26 protein-coding genes and 1 pseudogene are annotated in these 26,517 nt (G+C 29.9%); 20 read left to right on the forward strand and 7 right to left on the reverse strand.

The genetic code is table 11. The features are described 5' to 3' along the window. Positions 1-66: 66 nt before the first annotated feature. Positions 67-1,401, reverse strand: coding sequence for an NAD(P)/FAD-dependent oxidoreductase (locus tag Q0616_RS09175; RefSeq protein ID WP_260543410.1), 1,335 nt, complete (start codon positions 1,399-1,401; stop codon positions 67-69). Positions 1,402-1,695: 294 nt separating this feature from the next. Here Q0616_RS09175 and Q0616_RS09180 point away from each other — a divergent pair, with 294 nt between their 5' ends. The 7 genes from Q0616_RS09180 to arfB all read left to right on the forward strand — a co-directional run bounded on the left by Q0616_RS09180 (position 1,696) and on the right by arfB (position 9,847). Beyond that, entirely contained in the window at positions 1,696-2,775 is a 1,080-nt protein-coding gene (locus Q0616_RS09180) for an NADH:flavin oxidoreductase/NADH oxidase (protein ID WP_298776660.1), read from the forward strand. A 4-nt stretch (positions 2,776-2,779) separates the two neighbouring features. Continuing rightward, a complete protein-coding gene (locus Q0616_RS09185; RefSeq protein WP_260543406.1) occupies positions 2,780-3,169 on the forward strand; it encodes a VOC family protein in 390 nt (129 codons plus the stop codon). Positions 3,170-3,177: 8 nt separating this feature from the next. Next, on the forward strand, positions 3,178-4,332 hold the full coding sequence (locus Q0616_RS09190) for an MFS transporter (RefSeq protein ID WP_260543404.1): 1,155 nt from the start codon (positions 3,178-3,180) through the stop codon (positions 4,330-4,332). A gap of 78 nt (positions 4,333-4,410) precedes the next feature. Then, on the forward strand, positions 4,411-5,205 hold the full coding sequence (locus tag Q0616_RS09195) for a LytTR family DNA-binding domain-containing protein (protein ID WP_284583809.1): 795 nt from the start codon (positions 4,411-4,413) through the stop codon (positions 5,203-5,205). Further along, positions 5,192-8,221: a histidine kinase gene (locus Q0616_RS09200; protein WP_298776668.1), complete on the forward strand. Its 3,030-nt coding sequence runs from the start codon at positions 5,192-5,194 to the stop codon at positions 8,219-8,221. The genes Q0616_RS09195 and Q0616_RS09200 overlap by 14 nt, the downstream gene beginning before the upstream one ends. Before the next feature lie 260 nt (positions 8,222-8,481). Beyond that, positions 8,482-9,435 carry an aldo/keto reductase gene (locus Q0616_RS09205; protein ID WP_298776671.1) on the forward strand — a complete coding sequence of 318 codons (954 nt, stop codon included), beginning with the start codon at positions 8,482-8,484 and terminating at the stop codon, positions 9,433-9,435. Between the two features lie 19 nt (positions 9,436-9,454). Continuing rightward, positions 9,455-9,847, forward strand: coding sequence for an alternative ribosome rescue aminoacyl-tRNA hydrolase ArfB (arfB, locus tag Q0616_RS09210; RefSeq protein ID WP_188320151.1), 393 nt, complete (start codon positions 9,455-9,457; stop codon positions 9,845-9,847). A 2-nt stretch (positions 9,848-9,849) separates the two neighbouring features. Here the strand turns inward: arfB and Q0616_RS11905 are convergent, their stop codons facing one another. Beyond that, positions 9,850-10,119 (reverse strand): DUF1294 domain-containing protein, encoded by a 270-nt coding sequence (locus Q0616_RS11905; protein ID WP_188320150.1) that lies wholly within the window; start codon positions 10,117-10,119, stop codon positions 9,850-9,852. 149 nt (positions 10,120-10,268) lie between these two features. On the opposite strand from Q0616_RS11905, the gene Q0616_RS09215 reads away from it, so the two are divergent. From Q0616_RS09215 to Q0616_RS09225, 3 genes are all read left to right on the forward strand, one after another. Beyond that, positions 10,269-10,988 carry a 3-ketoacyl-ACP reductase gene (locus tag Q0616_RS09215; protein WP_171621693.1) on the forward strand — a complete coding sequence of 240 codons (720 nt, stop codon included), beginning with the start codon at positions 10,269-10,271 and terminating at the stop codon, positions 10,986-10,988. A gap of 370 nt (positions 10,989-11,358) precedes the next feature. Then, complete coding sequence (gene brnQ, locus Q0616_RS09220; RefSeq protein ID WP_298776676.1) at positions 11,359-12,648, forward strand: branched-chain amino acid transport system II carrier protein; 1,290 nt, start codon at positions 11,359-11,361, stop codon at positions 12,646-12,648. 271 nt (positions 12,649-12,919) lie between these two features. Next, a complete protein-coding gene (locus Q0616_RS09225) occupies positions 12,920-13,258 on the forward strand; it encodes a cysteine-rich CWC family protein (protein WP_171621695.1) in 339 nt (112 codons plus the stop codon). A gap of 291 nt (positions 13,259-13,549) precedes the next feature. Here the strand turns inward: Q0616_RS09225 and Q0616_RS09230 are convergent, their stop codons facing one another. Further along, positions 13,550-14,320 carry a hypothetical protein gene (locus Q0616_RS09230; protein WP_225541571.1) on the reverse strand — a complete coding sequence of 257 codons (771 nt, stop codon included), beginning with the start codon at positions 14,318-14,320 and terminating at the stop codon, positions 13,550-13,552. Positions 14,321-14,505: 185 nt separating this feature from the next. Between Q0616_RS09230 and Q0616_RS09235 the strand changes: the two genes are divergently transcribed. Then, positions 14,506-15,627 carry a redoxin domain-containing protein gene (locus tag Q0616_RS09235; protein WP_171621697.1) on the forward strand — a complete coding sequence of 374 codons (1,122 nt, stop codon included), beginning with the start codon at positions 14,506-14,508 and terminating at the stop codon, positions 15,625-15,627. 13 nt (positions 15,628-15,640) lie between these two features. Here the strand turns inward: Q0616_RS09235 and ybaK are convergent, their stop codons facing one another. Next, positions 15,641-16,132, reverse strand: a complete 492-nt coding sequence (gene ybaK / locus Q0616_RS09240) for a Cys-tRNA(Pro) deacylase (protein ID WP_171621698.1) — start codon at positions 16,130-16,132, stop codon at positions 15,641-15,643. Positions 16,133-16,428: 296 nt separating this feature from the next. Between ybaK and tyrS the strand changes: the two genes are divergently transcribed. Beyond that, positions 16,429-17,631 carry a tyrosine--tRNA ligase gene (gene tyrS / locus Q0616_RS09245; RefSeq protein WP_298776680.1) on the forward strand — a complete coding sequence of 401 codons (1,203 nt, stop codon included), beginning with the start codon at positions 16,429-16,431 and terminating at the stop codon, positions 17,629-17,631. A 42-nt stretch (positions 17,632-17,673) separates the two neighbouring features. Here the strand turns inward: tyrS and Q0616_RS09250 are convergent, their stop codons facing one another. Next, a complete protein-coding gene (locus Q0616_RS09250) occupies positions 17,674-18,513 on the reverse strand; it encodes a GNAT family N-acetyltransferase (RefSeq protein ID WP_298776683.1) in 840 nt (279 codons plus the stop codon). Positions 18,514-19,100: 587 nt separating this feature from the next. Here Q0616_RS09250 and Q0616_RS09255 point away from each other — a divergent pair. The 8 genes from Q0616_RS09255 to Q0616_RS09290 all read left to right on the forward strand — a co-directional run bounded on the left by Q0616_RS09255 (position 19,101) and on the right by Q0616_RS09290 (position 25,638). Continuing rightward, entirely contained in the window at positions 19,101-20,423 is a 1,323-nt protein-coding gene (locus Q0616_RS09255; protein WP_298776686.1) for a DcaP family trimeric outer membrane transporter, read from the forward strand. Between the two features lie 14 nt (positions 20,424-20,437). Then, complete coding sequence (locus Q0616_RS09260) at positions 20,438-21,337, forward strand: MFS transporter (protein WP_298776689.1); 900 nt, start codon at positions 20,438-20,440, stop codon at positions 21,335-21,337. 15 nt (positions 21,338-21,352) lie between these two features. Next, positions 21,353-21,820, forward strand: a complete 468-nt coding sequence (locus tag Q0616_RS09265) for a hypothetical protein (protein ID WP_298776691.1) — start codon at positions 21,353-21,355, stop codon at positions 21,818-21,820. A gap of 201 nt (positions 21,821-22,021) precedes the next feature. Next, positions 22,022-22,849, forward strand: coding sequence for a peptide chain release factor N(5)-glutamine methyltransferase (gene prmC, locus Q0616_RS09270; RefSeq protein WP_171621703.1), 828 nt, complete (start codon positions 22,022-22,024; stop codon positions 22,847-22,849). 107 nt (positions 22,850-22,956) lie between these two features. Then, positions 22,957-23,484 (forward strand): hypothetical protein, encoded by a 528-nt coding sequence (locus tag Q0616_RS09275; protein ID WP_284583803.1) that lies wholly within the window; start codon positions 22,957-22,959, stop codon positions 23,482-23,484. A gap of 53 nt (positions 23,485-23,537) precedes the next feature. Continuing rightward, positions 23,538-24,101, forward strand: a complete 564-nt coding sequence (locus Q0616_RS09280) for a GNAT family N-acetyltransferase (RefSeq protein ID WP_171621705.1) — start codon at positions 23,538-23,540, stop codon at positions 24,099-24,101. 154 nt (positions 24,102-24,255) lie between these two features. Then, on the forward strand, positions 24,256-24,750 hold the full coding sequence (locus Q0616_RS09285; RefSeq protein WP_298776695.1) for a hypothetical protein: 495 nt from the start codon (positions 24,256-24,258) through the stop codon (positions 24,748-24,750). Between the two features lie 54 nt (positions 24,751-24,804). Further along, a complete protein-coding gene (locus Q0616_RS09290; RefSeq protein ID WP_260543389.1) occupies positions 24,805-25,638 on the forward strand; it encodes a 5'-nucleotidase, lipoprotein e(P4) family in 834 nt (277 codons plus the stop codon). A 62-nt stretch (positions 25,639-25,700) separates the two neighbouring features. Here the strand turns inward: Q0616_RS09290 and Q0616_RS09295 are convergent, their stop codons facing one another. Both Q0616_RS09295 and Q0616_RS09300 read right to left on the reverse strand, forming a co-directional pair. Continuing rightward, a complete protein-coding gene (locus Q0616_RS09295) occupies positions 25,701-25,985 on the reverse strand; it encodes an HU family DNA-binding protein (protein WP_171621708.1) in 285 nt (94 codons plus the stop codon). A gap of 132 nt (positions 25,986-26,117) precedes the next feature. Then, positions 26,118-26,517, reverse strand: a pseudogene (locus Q0616_RS09300) (methionyl-tRNA formyltransferase); the annotation flags it as partial.

Here is a 26,517-nt window from a genome sequence, read left to right on the forward strand (position 1 = left end):
AATTTGATTATCAATCATAAAAAAATCCGCTACAAATAGCGGATTTTTTTTATTGAATAAAGTTTTTTAAGCTTCTATTTCTTTTTCACGATTTTTAGGGAAACGTCTGTAACCTTTCAAATTAAATCTAAAATCTTTTTTCGTAGGACGAACAATAATACGTAATGAGGAATCATTCGTAAAATATGTTTGTGCCCAGTTTAAGAAAATAGCCAGTTTGTTACGAACTGTTAAGATTAACATCAAGTGTAAGAACATCCAAGTAAACCAAGCTATTCGTCCAGAGAATGAAAACTTAGGTAAATCTACAACTGCTTTACGCTTACCAATTGTTGCCATAGAACCTGGATCTTGATATTCGAAAAAAGTTAATTTATCTTCAGATAAACCTTGCCCCAATTTGTCAAAATTCTTAGCCAATTGTACAGCTTGGTCTCCAGCAACACGTGCTAATTGAGGATGTCCATGAGGGTACTTCGGTGTTTCCATCGAAGCAATATCTCCAATTGCATAAATGTTATTTGTTCCTAAAACTTTAGACGTACGATCTACTTTCAAACGATTTCCTCGTTGTAAATCTTCTCTTGCAACAGCACCTTCAGGCACATTTCCCATAACTCCAGCAGCCCAAATCAAATTACGAGTTTTGATTGTACGACCATCTGCTAAAGAAATTGTTTTTCCATCATAGTCTGTTACGCGACCATCTGTCCAAACATTAACACCCATATTCGTCAAATATTCGTAAGACTTTTTGTGTGCTAAATCAGACATAGGACCTAATAAATTTGGACCTCCTTCAATTAAATAAATATTTAATTTAGAGAAATCTAAATCTGGGTAATCTTTCGGAAGAATAAATTTTTTCATTTGCGCAATTGCACCTGAAAGTTCAACTCCTGTTGGTCCTCCACCTACAACGACAATATTCATTATTTCTTCCAATTCTTCAGGAGTTTCTGCAGAATATGCACTCTCGAAGTTTGTTAGTAATCGATTTTTAAGCGTTAGTGCTTCATTCGTCGATTTCATTGGGAATGATAATTCCTCAATTTGTTTGTTCCCGAAGAAATTTGTGGTACATCCCATGGCAACAACCAAATAGTCATAAGAAAAATCACCAATTGTGGTTTCAACTTCGTTTTTCTCTTTGTTAATTCCAGTTACTTCTGCTAATCGTACGCTTACATTTTTACTGTTTTGAAAAACTTTACGTATCGGGAATGAAATATCACTCGCGTTGATAGCAGCTGTTGCAACCTGATAAAAAAGAGGTTGAAATTGATGGTAATTATAGCGGTCAATAAGTGTAACAGAAAAGTGTGGGTTATTATTTAATTTACGGGCTAATTTAAGTCCGGCAAATCCAGCACCTAAAATGACAATCTTTTTCTTTTCCAAAATTCACTTTTTTGTAAAATTACGAACAAACTAAGAAACAATGCAAGATTTATTAAAAATTATTCTGAACCTTAGAGATTTACTATGATATCGGATTGATTATTAGATTTTTTAAAATTTATGTTTTTTGTCAGCTTTTGATAAAATGTTAAAAACATTTATGATTTAACGATTTTCGTCTCGTTTTAAACTTGAAAAATGAGATGAAATAGAAATTATTTTAAGGTAAATCATTTTAAGAATTGAATCAAATTGTCGAATTTTAGTCAAAATTATATTTAAAGAATACAGGTTATGAGTAAATTATTTGAACCGATTAAAATAAATGAATCAATTTCATTAAAAAATAGAATAATCATGTCGCCAATGTGTCAATATTCTTCCGAAGATGGCTTTCCTAATGATTGGCATTTTCAGCATTATGTTTCTCGTGCGGTAGGAAATGTTTCGGCAATTATTGTAGAAGCTACAGCAATTGTTCCCGAAGGTAGAATTTCATATGGAGATTTAGGGATTTGGAAAGATGAACACATCGAAGCTTATCAAAAAATTACAAAAGAAATTAAACGTTACAATTGTGTTCCTGGAATTCAATTAGCGCATGCAGGACGTAAAGCAAGTACTGAAATACCTTGGAAGGGTTATCATCAAATAAAATCAAACGAAGAAAATGGTTGGAAAACGGTTTCAAGTTCAAATTTACCTTTCAATGAAACAGATGAAATTCCAAATCAATTATCAGTTGATGAAATTAATGCAGTAACAAAAGAATGGGGAAAAGCTACAGAACGTGCTATAAAAGCTGGTTTTGAGATTATAGAAATTCATGGTGCACATGGTTATTTGGCTCATCAATTTTTATCGCCATTGATTAATAATCGAACAGATGAATACGGTGGAAGTTTTGAAAATAGAATTCGCTTTGTTTTGGAAATTGTTGATGAAATAAAAAAATACATGACGACTCAATCACTTTGGATTCGTTTATCCGCTTCGGATTGGGCTGAAAATGGATGGAATTTAGTAGAAACAATAGAATTGTGTAAAATTCTGAAATATAGAGGTGTTGAAGTAATTGATGTTTCGTCTGGAGGTGGAGTGAGTCATCAAAAAATTGAAGTGAAGAAAAATTATCAAGTTCCATTTTCTAAAGAGATTAAAAATCAAGTAAATGCTATAACAGGAGCAGTTGGATTAATTTTTGAACCCAATCAAGCAGAAGAAATTTTACAAAATAATGAAGCAGATTTAATCTTTTTAGGAAGAGAATTGTTAAGAGATCCTTATTTCGCATTGCATGCAGCGAAAGAGTTAGGAGAAGACATTAAATGGTTGCCACAATATGAAAGAGCAAAAAATAATCATTACAAATAAATAGATGTTAACATTAAATAAAATTCATCACATAGCAATTATTTGTTCCGATTACCAAAAGTCAAAACAGTTTTATACTGAAATTTTAGGGTTTGAAGTTGTACAAGAAGTTTATCGAAAAGAACGTGATTCTTATAAATTAGATTTAGCTTTGCAAAATTATTACTGCATCGAATTATTCTCTTTTCCAAAACCAGCAAAACGTATTTCTCGACCAGAGGCCTCTGGCTTGAGACACATTGCTTTTGCTGTTGGGAATATTGAAAATGAAGTTGAAAAACTAAAGCAGTTAGAAATAAAGGTAGAACCAATTCGTGTGGATGAATACACGCAGAAAAAGTTTACTTTTTTTGAAGATCCTGACGGTTTACCTATAGAATTATACGAAGAATAAAAAAATAAATGGTACAAAAGAGTTTACTTGCTTTAGCAATGGGAGGTTTAGCCATCGGAATGACGGAATTTTCGATGATGGGAGTTTTAGAGGATTTTGCAAAAGATTTGAACATATCAATTCCAAAAGCAGGGAATTTTATATCAATGTATGCGATGGGTGTAATGGTTGGCGCTCCAACATTAATCATGGCTACAAGTAAGTATTCACCTAAAAAAGTATTGATATTTTTTATGTTGTTGTTTACTATTTTTAATTCACTTTTTGTCATAGCTCCAAGTTACACCACATTATTAATTGCTCGCTTTATGTCTGGTTTGCCTCATGGTGCATTTTTTGGAGTTGGCTCTGTTGTTGCAGCACAATTAGCTACTAAAGGAAAGGAAGCGCAAGCGATATCAATCATGTTTGCAGGATTAACTTTTGCCAATTTAGTAGGTGTTCCTTTGGGGACAAAATTAGGGCAGTTGTATTCTTGGCGTTTAACATTCGGAATTGTAGCAAGCCTTGGATTAATCACAATGTTAGCCATATCGTTATGGGTGCCTAATATCAAAAATACAAACAAAGGAAGCTTGATAGAACAACTTAGTTTTTTCAAAAAATGGGAAGCTTGGGTTTTAATCGTCATGATTTCAATCGGTACATCAGGTTTATTTGCTTGGATTAGTTACATCTCTCCATTAATGACAAATGTCGCAGATTTGCCAAAAACACAGGTTCCTATTATTATGACATTAATTGGTTTGGGAATGTTTGTTGGAAATTTTATTGGAGGAAAATTAGCCGATACAATGTCTCCAAATAAAGCAGCAATTATATCATTTGCGTCAATGGCAGTTTGCTTAGTTATTGTTTATTTTACGTCACATATTCAAGCAATGGCATATATAATGTCGTTTATTACAGGATTGATCGCTTTTACAATTGGTTCTCCAATTCAAATGATGCTAATCAATAACGGAAAAGGATCAGAAACTTTAGCAGCAGCAGCTGGACAAGCGAGTTTTAATATTGGAAATGCGTTAGGTGCATTCTTAGGAGGAATTCCAATTGCATTGGGATTAGGTTTTAATTCGCAATTATGGGTCGGGTTTATAATGGCAGCTGTAGGAGCTATCATCGCAGCACTATTTTTTCAATTAAAATCAAAAAAAATATAAATCAAGAATTACTTGATTAAAAAAGGGATGTTCTATAGAGCATCCTTTTTTGTTTATATTTGTATTAAATACGCTAAAATGGACAATTATAAAGCTCTTATCATTGATGATGAACACTTTGCTCAACAAGGGTTAAAGAAAATTATTCAACATGCTTTACCTAATTTTTTTAAGTTGATTGATACCGCAAGTTCTGTAAAAGAAGGTGTTGAAAAAATAAAAGAAAATCAACCTGATATTGTTTTTTTAGATATTCAAATGCCAGATGAATATGGCTTCAAATTATTTGATTATTTTGATGACATTACTTTTGATGTGATCTTTACTACAGCTCATTCAGACTATATTTTACAAGCAGTTAATCAATGGGGATGTCTGGGATATTTGATGAAACCAATCGCAATTTCAGATTTGAAAATTTTATTGAATCGTTTTGTAGAACGTCAAAGTCAATTGAATCATAATAATGAAGTAGTTACTGTCAACGACGATTTTGAAGAAGAAGTTGAAACAGAAAATTTAAAAGATACCTTTAAAAATGAACATGGAATTATTTTTATTCCATCTATAACAGAAGTCTTGGTTCTTAAAATAGACGATATCATTTATTGCAAAGCAGACGATAGTTATTGTACGATATTTACAAAAGATGATGCATATATGGTTACAAAAACCTTGAAAGAAGTCGAGAATTTAATTGATCAAACTAACTTTTTTCGCGTCAATCGTTCATATTTGGTCAATATAAATTTTGCTAAAAAATTCGATAAACGAAACAATGTATTGATTCTTGCATGTAAACCAAAAGAAGGCGAATCAAATTTACCTGTCACGTCGCTTGGCTATAAAATAGTATCAAATGTGGTTTCGTAACTTCATTCTACTAATCGCTATTTTTTGTTCAAATTGGCTTTCTGCGCAATTTGTCCTTACAAAACAATATACCTATGAGAACGGTTTACCTGCTAACGAAATTTTAAGTATTTACAAAGATTCACGGAATATTGTTTGGGTTGGTACTCGTTTTGGTGTTTTTGTAAAGGATATGGATAATTTCAAAATTATGAAGAGTTTTGAGAAAGTTCAGTACAATAATATTTGGAAAATTATCGAAGACAAAGATCATAATATTTGGTTTGGAAGCTATGGACAAGGAATATTGAAATTTACTGGTCAACAATACGAACTTATTAATACATCTAAAGGATTAGTTTCGGATAGGGTGCGTAATTTGTTTTATTTAAATGATTTAATCTATATTGCTACTCAAGGTGGAGTTTCTATAATTGATACAAAATCAAATAAAATTTATAATCCAGCTTTCGAGAAAAACAATAATATTGTATTCGAGGCTGTCTCTTTTTTTGAGTATCAAAACAAAGTGTATGTTACCACAATTGATCATGGTGTGTACGAAGTTCAACCGAATAAATTAAAATTAGCCAATTCCTATAATCGTATTAATTATAGCTTTGTGGATGAAAATAAACTGTATTTATCTTCAAACAAAGGTCTAAAAGTAATTCCAATCAACGATTTTTTAAATCATAAAACGAATTTTGAAACCTATGATTTACCAGTTTTTAGAAACCATAATAAATCTGAAAAACGACAATCTATTTTACTTGCAGGTTATGATATTGGCGCAGGAAACGGAATGATTGCGGAGTTAAGGAATAATCAAATTTTAAATCAAACCGATAAGTTTAGAATTGCTTCAGATTTCCCATATCGTATTTTTAGTAGCAAAACAGATGATTTGATTTATGTAGGAAGTGCTGATAAAGGGCTTTTTGAAGTTCATTTTAATCATTTTTTAGAGTTCTCGACAATTGATAATAAGCGAATAATTGAAACTTTTAAAATCAACAATACACATTATTTTCTAACACCAGAAGGACTTTATTTTAAACAAAATGATGTTGTCAATAAATTGATAAAAAGAGAAGAATTTTATGATTTTATGCTTCGTAATAAAGCAAAATATAAAGATTTTCTTAATCAGTTGAACAAAGATTTTTATGAAATCGATTTCAATTTAAAAGAAAAAAATCTTCGGTTTTATAAACTAATTATTCATGGAGATTCGTTTGTTATTGCTACAAATTTGGGCCTTTTTGAATTGGATTTTGAAGGAAATTTCAAAAGATATTTACCAAACAGAACAAGTCAGTTTACGTTTTTTAACAATCAATTTATTCAAACAAGTCCTGTCGGAGGAATTTTAATTTTTGAAGATTTTAATTCGTTGAATTATCGTGCCTATTCACCAGAACAAGGAAATGTACCGAAAGATGTGGTATCGATTTGTAAAAATAAAAAGGCTGTTTTTTTCGGCTCTTCTTTGGATGGATTGTTTAAATATGAAAATGGAAAATTTGTTTCGTATTTAGAAAATAATCAGTTTACAGAATCAAAAATTAAAATGATAAAATGTATTGGCGATAACCTTTTGATGGTTGCGACAGAATTTGCGAAAGTATACATTTTAGAAGTGAAAGGAGATGAATTGAAAACTAAAAAAATGTTTGATATTCGTCAAATTGGAGGAGAAAATATCAGTTCGATTGATATTTTTGATGAAAGTATTTTAATCGGAACGAATCGTAATTTATTGGTTTTTAATAAGGGAAAAACTTATATGATTAGTAACGAACAAGGTTTTGTCAATAAAGATATTCATTCATCAAATTTTGATGGAAAAATTGTGACACTTGGAGTTGAAAACGGATTTTATAAATTGAATTTAGAAAATTTGTTTAAACAAAATAATCATCCGAAAAAAGTTATCATTACAAGTTTTAAAGTGAATGATGAAGATTATGGAATTGATAAATTTGCATGGTTTGATTTGATTGATAAAAACTTAAAACTGAAAAATAATGAAAATAATGTCACCATTAATTTTTCTGTTGTTGATGTAAATTTTGCTCAAAATTTTAAATATCGTTATCGAATTAATCCAGATGAAAGTTGGAACGAATATTTTGGAGATGAGACAATTCATTTACGAAATTTACAATACGGAAAGTATAAAGTTCAGCTCGAAATTACAGATACCAATAATGGAACAAAGCAAATTATTGACCTTATTTCGCTTGATATTGACGAACCTTTTTATTTGAATATTTATTTTATTTTATCATCTATTCTTGTTGTTAGTTTAATTATTTATCGATATAATGCAAATAAAATCAAAACTTTAAATAAGTTTAACCAATTAAAAATTAATCAATTGAATGAAAAGAATCGACAAGAAAATCAACGATTGTTGTTGGAGCGTCAATTGACAGAAACTAAATTAACAGCGTTACAATCGCAGATGAATCCGCATTTTATTTTCAATGTTCTGAATTCTATACAGTTTTATATTTTGGACAATGATATTGATAATGCATTGAATTCGCTTGGTCGTTTTTCTCATTTAATTCGTCAAATGCTGAATCTATCAACAAAAGATGAAATTAGTTTGAAAGATGAAATTGATTTTTTAAAATTATATGTTGAGGTAGAAAATTTTAGATGGAATAATAAGATACAATTTACTATCGAAAAAGATGAAAATGTAGATATTCATCGGATTAAAATCCCTCCAATGTTGATTCAACCTATTATCGAGAATGCGTTTGTTCATGCGTTTGATCAATACAGTTTACAACCAACCATTAACTTGAAGTTAGCTTTGCAACAGAATTTCTTAGAAATTACGGTAGAAGATAATGGAAAAGGAATTTTGAATCAGGAAAAAGGTAATAAAAATTACGAATCAAAAGCGTTGAAAATTATCAACGAACGATTACAACTGTTAAATCACAATTTAGATGAGAATATTTTTATTTCTTTTCAAGAAAAAGGGTCAAGAGTAAGGCTGATTTTAAAAATCATTTAAAATTTTCACCCGATTGGTTGCTAATTTCACCTTGCTAAAAATACAATTTACGAAGTTAGATTCCGTTTTTTGTGATAGAATATATTCAGTATCTATATTTGTGTATCGATTTCAAACTAAGTATTAAACTTAGATACTTCGTTTTCTAAACCTATGAAGACATCATAAGTATCTTAAAAGGTACATTTGTTCGACGTGTGATTCAAAAAATTTTACACCAGGAAGCTACTGCAAAGTAGCTTTTTTTTATCTTTATACCTATGAAAAAGGTACAATTAGGAAATACAGACTTAGAGATCGAGCCAATTTTTTTTGGAGGAAACGTTTTTGGATGGACATTGAATGAAGAAGAATCATTCCGAATTTTGGATGCTTTCATCGATAGAGGATTTAATGCCATAGATACTGCAAACAATTATTCTTATTGGGTTCCTGGTAATGTTGGAACAGAATCAGAGAAAATAATTGGAAATTGGTTAAAGTCAAGAGGCGGTAGGGATCAGCTTGTTTTGGCAACGAAAGTTGGTGGACGAAATATGATTCAAGATAAACCAAATACAACCAAAGCACATATTCTAAAAGAAGTTGAAGAGTCACTTTCTCGTTTACAAACAGATTATATCGATTTGTATCAAACACATTATGATGATATCAATACACCTGTAGAGGAAACTTTATCAGCCTACAATAAATTAGTAAAAGAAGGAAAGGTTCGCTTCATTGGAGCGTCAAATTTTTCTTCAGAACGTTTGGGTGAATCTCTTGATAAATCAGAGCTTTATAATTTACCTCACTATAAGACGTTGCAGCCTGAATACAATTTGTATGATCGTCAACATTTCGAAGAGTTTTTGCAACCAATTGCTGAAAAATATAATTTAGCGGTAATACCTTATTATAGTTTAGCAAGCGGGTTCTTGTCTGGAAAATATAGAAACGAAGAGGATTTGCAAAAAAGTTTGAGAGGTGATGGAATAAAGAAGTATCTAAATGAAAAAGGTTTTCGAATTTTAGATGCATTAGAAACAATTTCTAATCGATACAATATCTCATATTCGGCAGTTTCGTTAGCTTGGTTATTAGAACAAAAAACGGTTGTTGCGCCAATTGCAAGTGCTACAAAAGAGCAACATCTTGATGCTTTTGTTGAAGCTGTTAATGTGAAATTATCTCATGATGATGTAAAACTTTTAACAGAGGCAAGTAATAATTAAATTGTATTAAATTCATAAAATGAAAGATTTTACTTCTGAAATTAATTATAAAACTGCAAGGAGTAGTGGAGCTGGAGGACAGCATGTAAATAAAGTTGAAACAATGGTTTTAGCTAAATGGCATGTTTTCGAATCTCAATTTTTTTCAGATGAAGAGAAGACGATGATTTCAGAAAAATTAAAAAATAAAATTAATGCTGAAGGTTATTTACAACTAAGTTCTCAACAGTCACGATCGCAATTAGATAATAAAGAAAAAGTGACAAAGAATATGATGGAATTGGTTGAAAAATCATTGATTATACCGAAGTTTAGAAGGAAAACAAAACCTACGAAAGCTTCTCAACAAAAAAGATTGAATCAAAAGAAACAACTCGCAGAGAAAAAAGACAGTCGTAGGTTTAGGTATTAAAATTAAATACGATCCATTAGAAATATCAAAGCACTACATTGTAGAACTGCAATAAGGATTATTTTAAAAATAAAAGATTTTTTTCTTGTTTTGTGACGATAAATTTGCATAGACATTAATGAACCTATTGTTCCACCAATTAATGTAATTAAACAAAGCGTCCATTCGGAAACTCTTCGTTTTCCTAAAATTGAGTTTCTTTTATCTATTTTGAATAGAAGAAACGCTATGGCGTTAATTGTAAGTAAAGCAATAATTAAAAAAGTAGTCATGTTATTAGTGTGTAATTTGAAAACTAAATTAATTAATCTTAAGAAAATATAAAAATTTTTAATGCAATACTTTGTTGTTTATCTTTGTATATCAAAATCATAATTAAAAAACTTCCAAATAATTGTAAAACATAAATTTAAAAATTATTATGCAAGATTTAAAAGGTAAAAAAGCCTTAGTTACTGGCGGTAGTAGAGGATTAGGAAAAGCAATTGCTTTGGCATTGGCGAAAGAAGGAGTAGATGTAGCAATTACGGGAAGAAATAAAAACAAATTAGAAGAAACCGTTACTGAAATCAAAAATTTTGGTGTAAAATCTGATTATTCAATTTTTGATGTTGCAGAAAAAAATGAAGTAAAAACACAATTAGAAAAATTAATTACATCATTTGGTGCATTTGATATTTTGATCAATAATGCTGGAATTGCAGCTTTCGGTAGTTTTTTAGAGATGGAAGAAAACGATTGGGAAGAGATTGTTCGTACAAATCTATTTGGACCTTATTACGTTTCCAAAACAGTAGTTCCTTCAATGGTCGAATTAGGAAGTGGGGATATTATCAATGTTTCTTCAACTGCTGGTTTAAAAGGAAACGCTGTAACTTCTGCTTATTCAGCATCTAAAGCGGGATTAATTGGTTTGTCTGAGTCGTTGATGTTCGAATTGAGAAAGAAAAATATTCGCGTTACAACTTTAACGCCAAGTACCATTGCATCTGAAATGTCAAAAGATGTTTTAAAAATTACAGATGGTAACCCAGAGACTGTTCTTCAACCAGAAGATTTTGCTCAATTAATTGTCGATTTATTAAAATTAGACAAACGTGCAATGTTAGCATCAGCTTCTTTGTGGTCAACAAATCCTTAAGAATTGATATTATAACATAATTAAAATCCAATTTCAAACTGAAATTGGATTTTTTTGTATTAAAACGCTTCACAATAAAGTAAGTTATATGTTAAATGTTTTCAGCCCAAAAGAAGAAAGTTATACTAACTAAGTTTAGTATTAAATTTTTTTAAAAATATATGTTTTAAGATTTGTTAACAAAGAAAGATTAGAACATTCCTAATATACAAAGTTTAAATTTTGATAAATATAAAAATTATTATTCATATCTGTCAAATTTATAATTTAGCTATGCATTTATCGAATAAATCGACTAAGTTTAAGGCTTGAAAATGCAATTGTAGTAATTTGCAGACCAATTTTTTGAATAGTAAGAATTAATAGATATATGAGAAATAGAAAGTTAAACAATGTATTAACACTTGGATTTGCGTTATTTGCAATGTTTTTTGGAGCAGGAAATCTTCTTTTGCCTCCGATGATTGGAGTAGAAGTAGGCTCTAATTATTTTGTTGCAATGCTTGCATTTGGTTTAACTGGAATTTTATTGCCATTTACTGGAATTTTGTCGGTAGTTTTTTCTGGAAATAATTTTAATGATTTAGGAAATCGTGTAGACAAACGATTAGCAGCTATTTTAGGAACAATTATTATGATTTGTATTGGACCTTTAATTGCCATTCCACGTACAGCTGCAACTACTTTTGAAGTTGGAATCAAACCATTTTTTCCGACGTTAGATCCTATTTGGGGTTCAATGATTTTCTTTGCAATTACAATTTTACTGGCAATCCGTCCTTCTAAAGTTGTAGATGTTATAGGGAATTATCTTACTCCTGTTTTATTAGTGTTATTATTTTTGCTAATAACGATGGGAATTTTGAATCCAACAGCCGATTTTATGCCTTCTGAATTAACAATGATGCAATCATTTTCCAAAGGTTTTATCGAAGGTTATCAGACATTAGATGTGTTGGCATCGGTTATTTTTGCAGGAATTATTATCGCAGCAGCGCGTAATAAAGGCTATACAGATACGAAAAGTAAATCTCAAATTGTTATCATTTCGGGCTTGTTATCTACAATGTGCTTATTATTTGTTTATGGTGGTTTGATTTATTTAGGAGCCACTTCAGGGGAAACAAATCCAACTATTACACGAGCAGAATTATTGATCGAAATTTCAAGAAATACATTAGGACATTATGGTTTAATTGCAATTGCCTTGTGTATGGCTTTCGCTTGTCTTACTACTTCTATTGCACTAACTTCTGCTGTAGGAACGTTCTTTGGACGATTAACAAACGGAAAACTAAGTTACTCTGTTTTAGTCGTTTTGTGTACCTTAATTTCATTTGGTTTATCCATAAAAGGTGTAGATGAGATAATCAATTTTGCTTATCCGCCTTTGGCATTTGTATACCCAATTACAATTACTTTAGTTATTTATATCGTGTTATTTGGTAAAATAGTAAAAAGTAAAATACCATTTGTTTTTGCTTTATTGGCATCTACAATTATTGCAATTTTAGGTTTACTAAAATTATTAGGTTATTTTGATGAATCGACTGTTTCAAGTTTAAATAAAATACCATTCTTCGAATATGATTTAGGTTGGGTAGTTCCTTCAATTATTGGATTTGGATTTGGTTTATTGATTGATAAAATAAAGAAATAAAAAAATCCTCTGAATAACTTTCAGAGGATTTTAACCAATCAAAACTACTATAAAAACACTAAAAGAATAATGATAATGTCTATCTTTTATTCTTTTACAAAGTTCTTAAAGTTATGATTATAAATAATTTATTTACGAAAGATTAATATTATGTCTGAATAGAATTAATTTATATTCATTTATTAATCATAATTACAAAGGTATTCAATCATTAATTTTAATATAAGTTTAAGATTATTTATTAACTTGAAAGAAAATCAATAAAAATAAAATGGAAGAAACTTGCTCGCGTTGTAATAAAGAAATAACGTGTAATGTAAATGATATTAATAATTGCAGTTGCTCTAAAATTGAATTGAAACCAGAAACGAAAGAGTTTTTAACAAAAACGCATTACAAGTGTTTATGCACTAATTGCTTGGAGCAATTGAATTATTTCGAAACTTTAGATAAAGAATACAAGTACCCAACCATGCCTTCAGAATTTGTTCCGCATATACATTATTACATCGAAAACGGGAATTGGGTTTTTACAGAATTTTTTCATTATCAAAAAGGTAAATGTTGCCAAAATGGGTGTAGACATTGTGCATATGGTTTTAAGAAATAAAAAATGGTTCAATTTGCATTGAACCATTAACCAACCTAAAAATACTATAAAAAAACTCTATTTTTATTAAGGATTCCTCTTCAAAAGATCAATCTCCATTATCCTTAACAACTATGAATAAATTATTTATACGACAAATTTAGGTCTATTTCTTGAATTGATAAATAATATCTTATTTATTTTTTTATCTAACAATAGATTAGATTTATGAAATTGGTAATGAAATGTTAAACCTACCTATATATGAGTAGTTTATTGGTAATCAATAAACCGTTTACGAGTGTTGTATTTTTAAGAAAAAATTTCCATTATTTTTTTAGAGACTTTTGTTGCTGTTGTATTATCTCCAGTTTCTTTTAAAGTTGTTGCGTAATCTTCTAAAAATGATTTAACTTCTTGATGATTAGAATTTTCGAAGTTTGCTAAATAATCTTCTAAACTCAAATTATTTAAAACCTTGTCAAAATAAATTTTAGCTTCGTCAAATTTGTTCATTTTTACTAACAATGGCGCAATGCTATGGCTAATGTAAAATTCGTTTACCGCAGCTTGTTCTGCATTTTCCTCTTCTTTAAAGTGTGTAGTACTTAAATAATTGATGTAAGCATTAACAGCATTTTCATTTTCTTCTAAAACTTCATAACAACGAGCTTTAAAAAATTTAATTTCGTAAAATTCATCTTCATTTAGTTTATTGAAAAATGTAATACTTTCTTTCGGATTTGTATAGAACTTTCTGTAACCGATAATAAAATCTTCAACAAAATCTACCTCTGTTTGTTCAATAGCAAAATTCAATAGATTTTGAGATTGCTCCTCTGTTAATTGTCCAATAAAAGCTTCCCAATAATTAACTAAAGTATTGAAATCGTATGCCAAATCTTCAACGAAAATCTGTGCTGCAATTCGTAAGAATTTATCTCCCAAAGAGTCAATTATCGTATGGTCTTCGTCAGAAAAATCAGTTGGATTGTACAATAAGTTTTCAATAATTTCTGATGCATTTTCTTCTGAATACTCAGTGTTTAATTGTTTCAAAGCATTGGTTACATTAAATTCCATTTGACTATAAATTTTAAAGTTAAAATCATTACAAAGATAGCGGATTTAGTGTAATAAGGAATCGCCAACTTCAAAAGTTAATGTCTTATTTTTAATGAGAAATAAAGATGTACTTTTTTGTGAGAATATAATTTTAGTTATCTTGTGGAAGTTTAAAAGATTAGTTTAGTTAAAATAAACGACTTATGTTCCGAATCTATACCATTGTATTATTTATTTGTAGTTTATCCTTTGTTAAAGGACAACATTTGAATGTAGGTGATCAATTTCCTGTTCATAAAATTGAGAATTTAGGTCAATCTCAAGATCTTAAAATAATTGTTTTTACGCCAAGTCTTTACAAAACAAATAATTACGCAAGTATGTTAACGACTTCTCTGCATCATTATTTTGTGAAAGGATTAGCTTTTGCTACAACAAATCCTCCTAAAATTAATGTAGTTTATGTTGTAAACGAAGAAGATAAATGGAGGAAGGATGCGCAACAATCATTAACGTTTAATGATTCATCGAATCAAAATAAGTTAGAAGGTGCGAAAGTAATTTATGATGAAGCTGGTAAAATTTATACTGCAATTGGGCTTAAACCTTTTAAACAGAATTCTATTTCAACTATAATTCCAACCTCTAATTCTAATTCACTCTTAGTCGAAAGTTCGATACTTTTTTTAGTGGATCAAAATAATAAAATTTTGATGAGAGATAATGATTATCGAGCACAAGGAGAGCATTTAAAACCCTTAGAGAAATTAGTTAAAAGAGCTTCTAAAATAGAAGAATTGAATGTAGATTTCACTAAAAATGTTACCTTAAAAGTAGGAGACAAAGCACCTAATTTTATTTTGAAAGGTCCTAATTACGCTATGAATTCAACAGAAAAACTATTGGATGATCAATCAAACTTCAAAGTGTTGACATTTTATCCTGCAGCTTTTAGTGGGCAAATATTACCTAATTTTAATACAATAGACACAAAAGCGCCAATGACATGTGCTGCTCAAATTCAATTAATAGATCATAACCCATTGTTACAAAATGTAAAAAGTTATGCAATTTCCAGTTCTACAAATTCTTTGTTAACATTATGGAAGACAGCTTTACGTACAACAAACATCACGTATTTAAATGATGAGGATTATGGGATTTCTTTGGCGTATAATTCGTACAATCGATTAGGATACAACAATAGAGCAACTTATGTAATTGATAAAAATGGAACTATTGTATATGCGAATCCAAATTTAACATTCGAAGATGAAGCAAAATTTCCTACAATTTTGGAAAAAATAATTTTGAAAAGTAAATAATAAGCTAAGAAAATTAGATGTCGAATTGAGTAATATCTTCAAATTTAGCATCGATTATATTTCCTAAATCTTCTGCATTTAGTAAAATTTGCAACCCTTTTTTTCCTGCGCTAATACAAATCTGATCTTGTATAAGTGCTAACTCCTCAATGTAGGTAGGAAATTGTTTTTTCATTCCAATAGGTGAACAACCACCACGAATATATCCTGTAACTTTTAATAAATCTTTCAAAGGAAGCATCTCGCAATTTTTATTTCCAGAAACTTTGGCAAACTTTTTCATATCAAGATGCGTATTCGCGGGTATTACCGCAACAAGATAAGGCGCTATATTTCCTTTCAAAACCAACGTTTTATAAATGCCTTCAGGATTTACACCCAAAGATTTTGCCACATGCAAAGCATCTATATGTTCTTCATCGACTTCATATTCGCGTAATGTATACGAAACATTTTGTGTATCCAATAATCGGACTGCATTTGTTTTTGCAGTTTTATTACTCATTCTAACTAAATTTAGACAAAGTTAAAACGAAAAACTATTTTTTGACTATTTATGAATTGAAGATTACGACAAAATTTTGAAAGAAAATCCTTAAACTAAAAAACTATTGCTACCTTTGTACCACTTATGAAGTTTTTACAACATATATTACGTTTACCTTTCTTTAGCACTTATTATCGTACAATATTTGCTCGGGTAGACTATGTGTATACTTCGTATTAATTTTGTACGTCAAAAATTTAATCATAATCTACAAGCCCGAGCAGTTTTGCTCGGGCTTTTTTATTTTCAATCATATGGAAAGTTTAAAAAGTTTAAAAGAAAATGTAGCCATTTTTTTACCTGAGAATGGATTAGAAGAAAAATTAAAATTAGCTGAAAAAGAAAATCGTTCTCTACGAATTAAATTAGGATTTGATCCAACTGCACCAGATCTACATTTGGGTCATGCAGTAGTTTTAAAAAAATTAAAAGAGTTTCAAGATTTAGGGCATCAAATTGTTATTTTAGTAGGTAGTTTTACAGCTCAAATCGGTGATCCAACAGGAAAAAACAAAAGTCGTCAACCATTAAATGCAGATCAAGTTCAGAAAAATGCTGAAACTTATATCAATCAATTATCAAAAATAATTAATATTGATAAAGCAGAAATTGTCTTTAATTCGGATTGGTTAGATCATTTACCTTTTTCGGACGTAATTCAATTGTTGTCAAAAGTAACGGTTGCACAATTAATGCATCGAAATGATTTTAACAAACGATTTACAGAGAATACACCAATTGCGATGCACGAGTTGGTTTATCCTATTTTACAAGCTTATGACTCTGTTCAAATAAATGCTGATATCGAAATGGGAGGTACAGATCAATTATTCAATTGTACGATGGGACGTCAGTTACAAGAAACGAATGGCGATGCTGCACAAATTGTATTGTGTATGCCACTTTTAAGAGGAACAGATGGAAAAGAAAAAATGAGTAAATCGTTGAATAATATTATCGGATTGACAGATGAACCAAACGAAATGTTTGGAAAAACAATGTCTATTCCTGACGATTTATTGGAAGAATACATTGCATTAGCAACAGATTTTTCAATTGAAGAAAAAGCAAATTTGAATGAACGATTAAAATCGGATAATCCTATGTTAATCAAAAAAATAGTTGCTAAAAATATCATTACGCAATATCATTCAGAAAAAGATGCTGAAGCTGCTGAAGCGTTTTTTAACAATCAATTTCAAAAAAGGAATGACGACAATAGAGTGTTTGAACCGATTGAAATAGATTCATTGCAAATCACAACTGAAAAAATTTCTGTATTAGAGGTTTGTCATCAATTAAAAAATGATTTATCAAAAACGGCTGTTAGACGTTTGATAGAAAGTGGTGCGGTGCAAATTAATGGTGAAAAAAGTACAGATCCTTTGGCTGATTTTTTAGTCGAAAAGGAAACTAAAATCAAAATAGGAAAACGAGATTTTTTCGAATTAAAATAAATTTCATTTATAACAAAAGCCTCTATTTTAGAGGCTTTTATATTATAATTCTTTTTTCATTTCGTATTGTTTATCATACAATTTTAATCCCAATGATTGTATGAAATCGTTTGTTGAGGTTTCTCTTTCGTCAACATTTATCATTTTGATTTCTTTATTTTTCAAATCGCTGAATAGAATAGAAGCCAAGTAACGATTTCTATAATCGTGATGTACACCAAATTGATAAATACGTGTATTATTTTTATTGATGATTTTGTAAGCAACTAAAATCCCGTCTTCGTAAATTCCGTTTATTTGGCAATTATCAATGATATTTTTTACACTTTGAATATCGTTTTTCCATGTTGGTTTTATATCCCAAAAATTTTCTCCTGTTACCAAGTCTAAATCTTCAAAATCAACAATTTCATGTAAAGGATTTACGACAAGAATTGGAATTCCTTTGTAACTATTTAATGTTCTTGTTTTTTCAAAACCACAAGCTTCGTAAGCGTTTATTGCAAAATCATTTTGAGTATTTACTTCTAAAAAAATGTTTTTAACATGAGATTCTTTTAATTTCGGAAAACTAAAATCAAGCATTTGTTGGGTGATTTTTTTGCCTCTGTGTGTAGGGCAAACTCCCGTTCCTCCAATGTAAGCTGTTTTTATACCGGCATTATTTCGTATACCATAAAGTAAAAACCCAACTAATTTTCCATCAATACTTGCACCAACAGAATAGTCAAGATTGATATCTTCCATTTTTAACTTTCCTTTAAATTGATCTAAAGAAAGATGAATAGAAATGTAGTAATTTTGATAAGAAAGATTGTACAAAGCAGATAATTCTTCCAAATCTACATGAGCTAATGAATGTATTTTAATGTTTGTTTGCATAGTCATAATTTGCAAAGCAAAAATAGCCCCAACATTTAATAAATTTCTAAAAAAAATCTTAAAAAATTCACCTCAACCGAATAATCGTTTACCTTCTAATTCCGAATTTGATAAATAATTATATGTTTTAATAAATCAGAATGAATTTTTATTCAAAAAAGTTATGTTTAAGTTAAGTTACTTTGAATAAAATTAACAAATAAACTTTTGTTTATGATTTAACATAAGCTTATTATTGGTTTTTAGTGTACAATATTCTCTATTTAATAAATTTGCATACATTTTTAAAACTAAAACTACGAGAGAAGAAAAATTTCTCCTCATTTGTTGAAATACCTATTCTTCTCTCGATTTTTTATAAAAATCTTGAAGTAGAATTTCAGCAAAGGTGTAATTAATACACTATTTAAAATGTGATTTTCATAAAAATTCTTTCTTATTTATTTTCAAAAATACCTAATTCTCAAAAAAACTATTTGCAAATCGTCAATTTGATAATGTTAATAACTTTTATTCAAAAATGAATAACGAACATTTGTTAGTTTTTTTCTTTTTGTTATTTTAGTCGCTCAAATTATCACAAAAAAATGAGTAAAAATTTAACAAAATTGGCTTCCATTGCCTTGTTTTGCTGCTATTCCTATGTCGTTGCTCAACAGCGTATAAATGACACTATAGTTGTAGAAAAAGTTGAGGTAATACAACCCCAAGAAAACAAAGATAAAGTTGATGTTCAATTTTATGGATTTATCAGAAATGATATTTTTATGGATACACGTCAAATGATCGGAGCAGGAGAGGTCTTGGTTCCTCTTTATCCAAAAGATCGATTATTAGATGTGAATGGTGCAGATATTAATGATGCATCAAAATTTCATATGCTATCAATTGTTTCGAGAGCGGGTGTTAATTTAAAAGGACCAGAACTACTTGGTGCTAAAACTTCGGGTATTTTAGAAGGAGAATTTTTTGGTGCAACAGAAGGAGGAATTAATGAATTTCGTTTACGCCACGCCTACGTGATGTTAGATTGGGAGAAAACGCAATTAGGGATTGGTCAATATTGGCATCCGTTTGTTGTTTTAGAAGCTTTGCCAAATGTTGCTAATTATGGAACTGGCGCTCCTGTTTATGCATTGAATAGAAATCCACAAGTGCGATTAACCCATAAGGTAACAGATAAATTTAAAGTGATCGCTGCTTTACATTCTCAACGCGATTTTACACCGAACACAGAACCTTTTAGAAACAGTGGAATGCCAGCTGCTCATTTACAATTGCAGTATAAATCTCCAGTTTTTACAGCAGGAGTTGGTGCTCAGTATGAGAATTTAAAACCAAAACTATCTTCGGGTAATCCACCGATAAAATCAAGTGAACGAGTAGAAAATGTTTCGTTCATGGCTTACTCAAAATTAAATACAAAACCGCTTCAAGTCACTGTTGCAGGATATTTGATGCAAGACGCATCATCATTTGTGCAATTAGGAGGAATTGTAGGGTATCAAAAAAGTCCTTTAGAAGTTGAAACATATAAACCGATGAATACACACAGTATGTGGATTGATTTGCAACAAAATTCCACAGGTAAGTTTTCGTTCGGATTATTTGCAGGATATGTCAGAAATAATGGAGTTAAAAATCCAGTAGAAGATGCAAGTGCAACTTCTTATGGTGTAACAACCAATTGGGGAGCTATTTCTGCTACTCCAGGAACACGAACAGTTAATTATTTGTATAAAGTAGTTCCTCGTTTAGATTTTACATTAAGCAAAGCATTAAAATTTAGATTAGAGTATGATCGTAGTACGGCTCAATGGGCTGATGCGACCATAAAAGGAACAGGAACTGAGAATAAATATTTAGCAAATAACAACAGATTTCAATTAACGACATTATTTAACTTCTAAAAATCACACAAAAAATGAGTACAAGCACTTTAAATACTTCGCAAACAGAAGCGAAGAAGGATAATATTTTCCAAATTATTTTAGCATCATCAGTCGGAACATTGATTGAATGGTACGATATGTTCTTAGCAATCATCTTAGCAAGTGTACTTTCGACACAATTATTTCCGAATGACGGTTCGTCACATTTCTTAGAAACACTTGCAGTTGTTGTTTCGTCTTTTATGTTTAGACCAATTGGATCTTTAATTTTTGGAAGTATTGGTGATCGTATTGGTAGAAAATATTCATTCCTAGTTTCTTTAATTATGATGGGAGCAGCTACATTTTTAATAGGTTGTATTCCAACTTTTGAGGATGTTGGTTGGTTAGCTCCAGTTTTATTATTGGTTTGCCGCATCATGCAAGGACTTGCAATTAGTGGAGAATATGCAGGTGCGGTAATTTATGTGGCTGAGCATGCTCCAGCAGAGAAAAGAGGGTTTTACACAGGGTTTATTCAAGCAACAGTTCCTATCGGATTATTGTTATGTTTAACAGTTGTTTTCTTAACTCAGTCTGTTTTATCAGAAGAAGCATTTAGCAGCTTCGGATGGAGAATTCCATTTTTATTTAGTGGAATATTAGTTATTTTAAGTTATTTTATTCGTCAGCGTTTACATGAAAGTCCAATTTTCGAGCAATTGAAAAAAGAAGGAAAAACATCTAAGACTCCAATTAAAGATGCTTTTACAACACCAGGAAACGTAAAATTGATGCTAAAAGCTATTTTTGGTGGAAATGCAGCTCAAAGTACAATTATGCAAACAACGTTATTCGTAACATTATTCTTTTTACAAAGAGCAGTTAATTTACCATACGAGACTGTTCTAATCTTAGTTTTATGTTCTCCTTTATTTAGGTCGTTTTTCTAGCAATGGTTCGGAGCGGTGTGTGATCAAATTGGTCGTAAGCCTGTTATGTTAGGAGGAATGATTAGTAGTTTTATTTTGATTCCATTGTCATTCTTTTTATACATGCAATTAGGAAATCCAGATGGATTAAAAGAAATTCATGATATTTCGAATTTAGCTGTAGTCGGGATTATTGTAGTAAGTTTAATTACTTCTATTGCTGGAGCAGCGACATACGGACCACTTGGTGCATTTATGTTAGAAATTTTCCCTACTAAAATTCGCTATACAAGTATGGGATTTGCTCAAAATATGGGGAATGGATTTATTGGAGGTGCAACAACCTTTGTGACGGAATTAATCAAAAGTACCATTATCGTTTCGGCAGCAATGTCACCATATATTGGTCTTGTATATCCTTTAGTTTTAATATTTATTGCGATTTTAGTGAATTATTTCACAATTCCAGAAACATATAAAACAGATTTGACTGAAGATAATTAATTCTTTATAATTCATTGATTACAACTAAAAATGCTTCAAGATTTCTTGAAGCATTTTTAGTTTTTAATGATTTCTGTTGTATGATTTTATTGTCAACTTATTTGTTAATTTTTAAATAGATACATTGTATTGTTGTGTTTTGTCTTACAACAATCGTGCATTATCACGTAATAAAATTTAACTTTACAAAAATTTAATAGAATGACTTTAGCTGAGTTAAAGCAACTTTTTATTTCAGAATTAGAATCTATTTATGATCAAGATGAAATTGAAGGTGTTTTTTTAATTTATTTAGAAGATAAATTTGATATTCAATTTATTCCTTCTAATGAAATCGATTATACATCAGAAATTTCATCAGATATTAAGCAATTAAAAAAAGGAAAACCCGTACAACATATTACAGGAAAAGCTTTTTTTTATAATGATTTTTTTATCGTCAATGAAAATACATTAATTCCGCGTCCAGAGACGGAAGAATTAATCGAATTGATTCGAAATGATTATAATCCTGAAACTGAATTATCACTGATTGATTTAGGAACTGGAAGTGGTTGTATACCTATTTCTTTGGCCAAATTATTTCCGAACTCAAATGTTTCGGCTATTGATATTTCTGAAAAAGCTTTAGAAGTAGCTCAATCGAATGCCCAAAATTTGAATGTTAAAATTGATTTTTATCAACAAAATCTTCTCGAAGATATTCAGTTAAATCAAAAATTTGATGTTATTGTTTCTAATCCTCCTTATATCAGAAATTTAGAGAAAGAAGAAATGCATCAAAATGTATTAAATTTCGAACCTCATTTGGCTCTTTTTGTCGAAAATGAAAATGCCCTTATTTTTTATGAACGTGTGCTTGTTTTTGCAGAGAATCATCTGAATCAAAATGGAACAATTTATTGTGAAATTAATCAATATTTAGGACAAGAAACAAAACAACTTTTTGAGAAAAATTATGAATTTGTAACTATTTATAAAGATATTTCAGGAAATGATCGCATGTTAAAAGCTTCAAACACACAATAATGAAAATATTTTTTTCGTTTATATAGTAAAACCTCTTGTATTTCAAATAAAATTGGTATTAAAATTGTTAGGTTTTACATTATTAAAAAACAATTAAATAAACAACTATGAAAAAATTATTTGTATTAGTAGCAGTCGCATCATTATCTTTTGCTACATCTTGTAAACAAGAAACAGCTAAAACGACTGAAACTAATGTTACGGTAGATTCTTTAGCAAACGACTCGACTGCAATTATTACGGAAACAACTACAACGACTACAACAGTTTCTGAAACGGAAGCGAAAGCTAGATTGGATGAGGCGAAAGCTAAATTAGATGAAGCGAAAGCTAAAGGTGATAAAGCGGCAGAGGAAGCAGCTCAGAAAGCGTATGATGATGCTAATACAGCTTGGAAAAATACTAAAGAAGCAGTGAAAGACGCTGCACAAGACGTAAAAGCTGGTGTAAATAATGCAGTAGATAAAGTTGATGAAAAAGCAACTAAAGCAAAAGAAGACATCAATACTGCAGCGAAAGATGCTAAAGCAGACATTAATGCAGCGGCAAAAGATGTAAAAGCGGAAGCAAAAGAAGCTGGAGAAAAAGCGAAAGAAGGGTATAACAATACCTTAGAAAAATTGAAAGCAAAATAATATCAATATTATTATTGTTAACTTAGCCTTGAGAAATCTCAAGGCTATTTTTTATGTTAAATTTTAGAGAAGCAACAAAAGAAGATGCTGCATCTATCGCAAAATTGATGATGTTAGCAATGGATAAAATTGTGTTTGATTTTATTGGAAAAACTGACTACGAAGAAGGAATTTTATTCTTAAAAAAATTAATCGAACAAGAGAATAATCAATACAGTTATCAAAATACAGTTGTAATTGAATATGAAAATCAATTTGCTGGTACAACAACTTTTTATGATGGAGGAAAATTAAATGATTTAAGAAAACCCGTTTTAGATTTTTTAAAAACTAATTATAATCAAACTATACAACCTCAAGATGAAACGCAAGCTGGAGAAATTTATATAGATACAATTGCTGTTTCTGAAGATTTTAGAGGGAAAGGAATTGGTTCTAAAATATTAGATTATTTGATTGAAGAAATTGTTCATCATCGAAAACAAACGTTAGGCTTATTGGTTGATTTTACCAATCCGAATGCTAAAAAGTTGTATGAAAGAAAAGGTTTTGTTGTCGTTGGCGAAAAAATGTTGATGAATGAAAATCATGAACATATGCAGTACAAATCTGTTTAATATCACAATAATTTATCAGATAAAAAGTAAGTTTAATCACTTACTTTTTTTGTGAACACATTTCTGTAAAGAATGCAATAATAGTTAACTTTGTAAAATGAAATATTTAATTTTATTTGTTCTTATTTTAATTATTTTAGTGCTTTACAAAAAAATGAATTCTAAGAAAACAGTAGTCAAAAATATTGAAATAGAAGAACCAAAAGTATCGTTTATTGCAATTGATAAATCAAACGAAAAGAAGGATAATTTTGAACACAATGCGTTGCCTTATAATTTTGTAATTTCTTCGATTACAAAAAAAGAGAAAACGTTAGAACTATTGATTTCTATAGAAAATCATACCCATAAAACAATTCGAATTAATTTGAAAGAAGCGACTTATTTTTCTTCTACTTTACAAGAGAAAATAAAGGCAGACGTAACTTTTTATGGAGAATTGAACATGGGAACAAATGATATTTTACTTAAGAATACGATTCTTCCTGAAGCGCATGTCATTCGAAATATTTATTTTTTTGATCACAATTTTTCAAATTTTAATGAAATGGATTTTGTGGAGATTACATTAGAAATTCATCAACAAGTTATTCATTTGAAACAATATTTATACGAGTCAAATCTTGATTCAGTTAAATTCGTTCATTAATTATAGTTAAAAAATTAGATATATGCTTAATTTTGCAAGCAAGAATAAGTTTATATGAAACATTTACAATTGATGTTGGGAAGTGTAATGCTTTTTGGTTTAACAGCTTGTCAAACACCGAAAGTAGCTATACAAGAGCAACAGAAAACAACAACAAATCATAGTTTACAAGTTGATGGTAAAATATATGCCGCTTTTTTTCAACAAAGAGCAGCTGAGTATCAGGCTTTAAGTCAACAAGCTTATAACGTTGCGAAATTGCGTTTAGATGAAGCGATCGCAGCGAAAGGCGAAAAACCCATCGCTATTGTATCAGATATTGATGAAACATTTTTAGATAATTCATATTACGCAGTAGAAATGGCGAAACAAGGTAAAACTTGGTCGCAAGATACGTGGGCAAATTGGACTTCAAAAGGGATTGCAACTCCATTAGCAGGATCTTTAGAGTTTTTTCAATACGCAGCGAGTAAGGGAGTTCAGATTTTTTATATCACGAATAGATACGAAGAAGAACGTCCAGGAACTTTAGCTAATTTGATGAAATACAACTATCCGTTACAAAGTCCTCAAAATTTGATTTTGAGAAGCAAAGAGAGTAGTAAAGAAACTCGTCGTCAAAATATTGCAAAAGATTTTGATATTGTTCTATTATTAGGAGATAGTTTAACAGATTTTTCTAATTTGTTTGATAATCATAAATCTGAAAATGAAAGAGCTGCAGCAGTTGAGACTTTGAAAGCTGAATTTGGAAAAAGATTTATTGTTTTACCTAATGTTGGCTATGGAGATTGGGAATCTGCAATTTTTGATTATAAATATGATTTGACCCAAGAACAGAAAGATTCAATTATTTACGAAGCAGCAAAAGAAACGCCAAGTCATTAATATTTATTAAAATAGAATAAAAAAATCCACTCAATGAGTGGATTTTTTTTATCAGAAAATTATTATTTCTTTTTTGCATCAACTGCTCCTGATAATTCAGATCCAGCTTTAAATTTAGCTACAGTTTTAGCAGCAATTTTGATTTCTTTTTTAGTTTGTGGGTTGATACCTGTTCTTGCAGCTCTCTCCGACGTAGAGAAAGTCCCGAATCCTACTAAAGCAACTTTATCTCCACTTGCTAAAGCTTTAGTTACATTTTCTGTAAATGAGTTTAGGGCTTTTTTAGCGGCTTCTTTAGAAATTCCAGCGTCAGCTGCAATTGCATCAATAAGTTCTGATTTGTTCATAGTTGTAACTTTTTAAATTAATTTATACACAAATATACTCTTTCCCTTTATTTGTGCAAGTTTCAAGGCTAAAAAAATCAATAAATTTTGCACTTTTCTTCAAATTTGTGTCAAAAATCAGTAAATAAGTACTTATTTTACGAATAAGGTATCTTCGTTTTGATGTCCGTTGATAAAATCTTTGGCAGACATTCGACGTTTTCCTTCGGGTTGAAGTTCTAAAATTTCGTAAACTCCCTGAGGTAGTTTAATATATAGATTATTTTTTTGTAGAACTAATTGAAAATTTTCAGCCTCTAAAACCAAATCAGTTTTTAAACCACCATATAATTTTAAAGATTTATAGTTTTCTCCATTGCCAAAAGTTGTCCAAGCACATGGATAAGGAGAAAGTCCTCTAATTTTATTATGAATAGTATTGGTTGATTGATTCCAATCAATTTTACAATCTTCTTTAAAAATTTTAGGAGCGTGTTTTAATTCGATTATTTCTTCTTGTGGATGAGGTTTCAACGATTTGTTTTCTACGCCA

Origin of the sequence: uncultured Empedobacter sp., from assembly GCF_937930195.1 — a bacterium.
In the GTDB taxonomy this organism is placed as follows: domain Bacteria; phylum Bacteroidota; class Bacteroidia; order Flavobacteriales; family Weeksellaceae; genus Empedobacter; species Empedobacter stercoris.

Excerpts from the sequence above, each read along its gene's own strand:
- Q0616_RS09180 (WP_298776660.1), top strand. The coding sequence starts at position 1,696 with ATGAGTAAATTATTTGAACCGATTAAAATAAATGAATCAATTTCATTA.
- Q0616_RS09185 (WP_260543406.1), top strand. The coding sequence starts at position 2,780 with ATGTTAACATTAAATAAAATTCATCACATAGCAATTATTTGTTCCGAT.
- Q0616_RS09190 (WP_260543404.1), top strand. The coding sequence starts at position 3,178 with ATGGTACAAAAGAGTTTACTTGCTTTAGCAATGGGAGGTTTAGCCATC.
- Q0616_RS09195 (WP_284583809.1), top strand. The coding sequence starts at position 4,411 with ATGGACAATTATAAAGCTCTTATCATTGATGATGAACACTTTGCTCAA.
- Q0616_RS09200 (WP_298776668.1), top strand. The coding sequence starts at position 5,192 with ATGTGGTTTCGTAACTTCATTCTACTAATCGCTATTTTTTGTTCAAAT.
- Q0616_RS09205 (WP_298776671.1), top strand. The coding sequence starts at position 8,482 with ATGAAAAAGGTACAATTAGGAAATACAGACTTAGAGATCGAGCCAATT.
- arfB (WP_188320151.1), top strand. The coding sequence starts at position 9,455 with ATGAAAGATTTTACTTCTGAAATTAATTATAAAACTGCAAGGAGTAGT.
- Q0616_RS11905 (WP_188320150.1), bottom strand. The coding sequence starts at position 10,119 with ATGACTACTTTTTTAATTATTGCTTTACTTACAATTAACGCCATAGCG.
- Q0616_RS09215 (WP_171621693.1), top strand. The coding sequence starts at position 10,269 with ATGCAAGATTTAAAAGGTAAAAAAGCCTTAGTTACTGGCGGTAGTAGA.
- brnQ (WP_298776676.1), top strand. The coding sequence starts at position 11,359 with ATGAGAAATAGAAAGTTAAACAATGTATTAACACTTGGATTTGCGTTA.
- Q0616_RS09225 (WP_171621695.1), top strand. The coding sequence starts at position 12,920 with ATGGAAGAAACTTGCTCGCGTTGTAATAAAGAAATAACGTGTAATGTA.
- Q0616_RS09230 (WP_225541571.1), bottom strand. The coding sequence starts at position 14,320 with ATGGAATTTAATGTAACCAATGCTTTGAAACAATTAAACACTGAGTAT.
- Q0616_RS09235 (WP_171621697.1), top strand. The coding sequence starts at position 14,506 with ATGTTCCGAATCTATACCATTGTATTATTTATTTGTAGTTTATCCTTT.
- ybaK (WP_171621698.1), bottom strand. The coding sequence starts at position 16,132 with ATGAGTAATAAAACTGCAAAAACAAATGCAGTCCGATTATTGGATACA.
- tyrS (WP_298776680.1), top strand. The coding sequence starts at position 16,429 with ATGGAAAGTTTAAAAAGTTTAAAAGAAAATGTAGCCATTTTTTTACCT.
- Q0616_RS09250 (WP_298776683.1), bottom strand. The coding sequence starts at position 18,513 with ATGCAAACAAACATTAAAATACATTCATTAGCTCATGTAGATTTGGAA.
- Q0616_RS09255 (WP_298776686.1), top strand. The coding sequence starts at position 19,101 with ATGAGTAAAAATTTAACAAAATTGGCTTCCATTGCCTTGTTTTGCTGC.
- Q0616_RS09260 (WP_298776689.1), top strand. The coding sequence starts at position 20,438 with ATGAGTACAAGCACTTTAAATACTTCGCAAACAGAAGCGAAGAAGGAT.
- prmC (WP_171621703.1), top strand. The coding sequence starts at position 22,022 with ATGACTTTAGCTGAGTTAAAGCAACTTTTTATTTCAGAATTAGAATCT.
- Q0616_RS09275 (WP_284583803.1), top strand. The coding sequence starts at position 22,957 with ATGAAAAAATTATTTGTATTAGTAGCAGTCGCATCATTATCTTTTGCT.
- Q0616_RS09280 (WP_171621705.1), top strand. The coding sequence starts at position 23,538 with ATGTTAAATTTTAGAGAAGCAACAAAAGAAGATGCTGCATCTATCGCA.
- Q0616_RS09285 (WP_298776695.1), top strand. The coding sequence starts at position 24,256 with ATGAATTCTAAGAAAACAGTAGTCAAAAATATTGAAATAGAAGAACCA.
- Q0616_RS09290 (WP_260543389.1), top strand. The coding sequence starts at position 24,805 with ATGAAACATTTACAATTGATGTTGGGAAGTGTAATGCTTTTTGGTTTA.
- Q0616_RS09295 (WP_171621708.1), bottom strand. The coding sequence starts at position 25,985 with ATGAACAAATCAGAACTTATTGATGCAATTGCAGCTGACGCTGGAATT.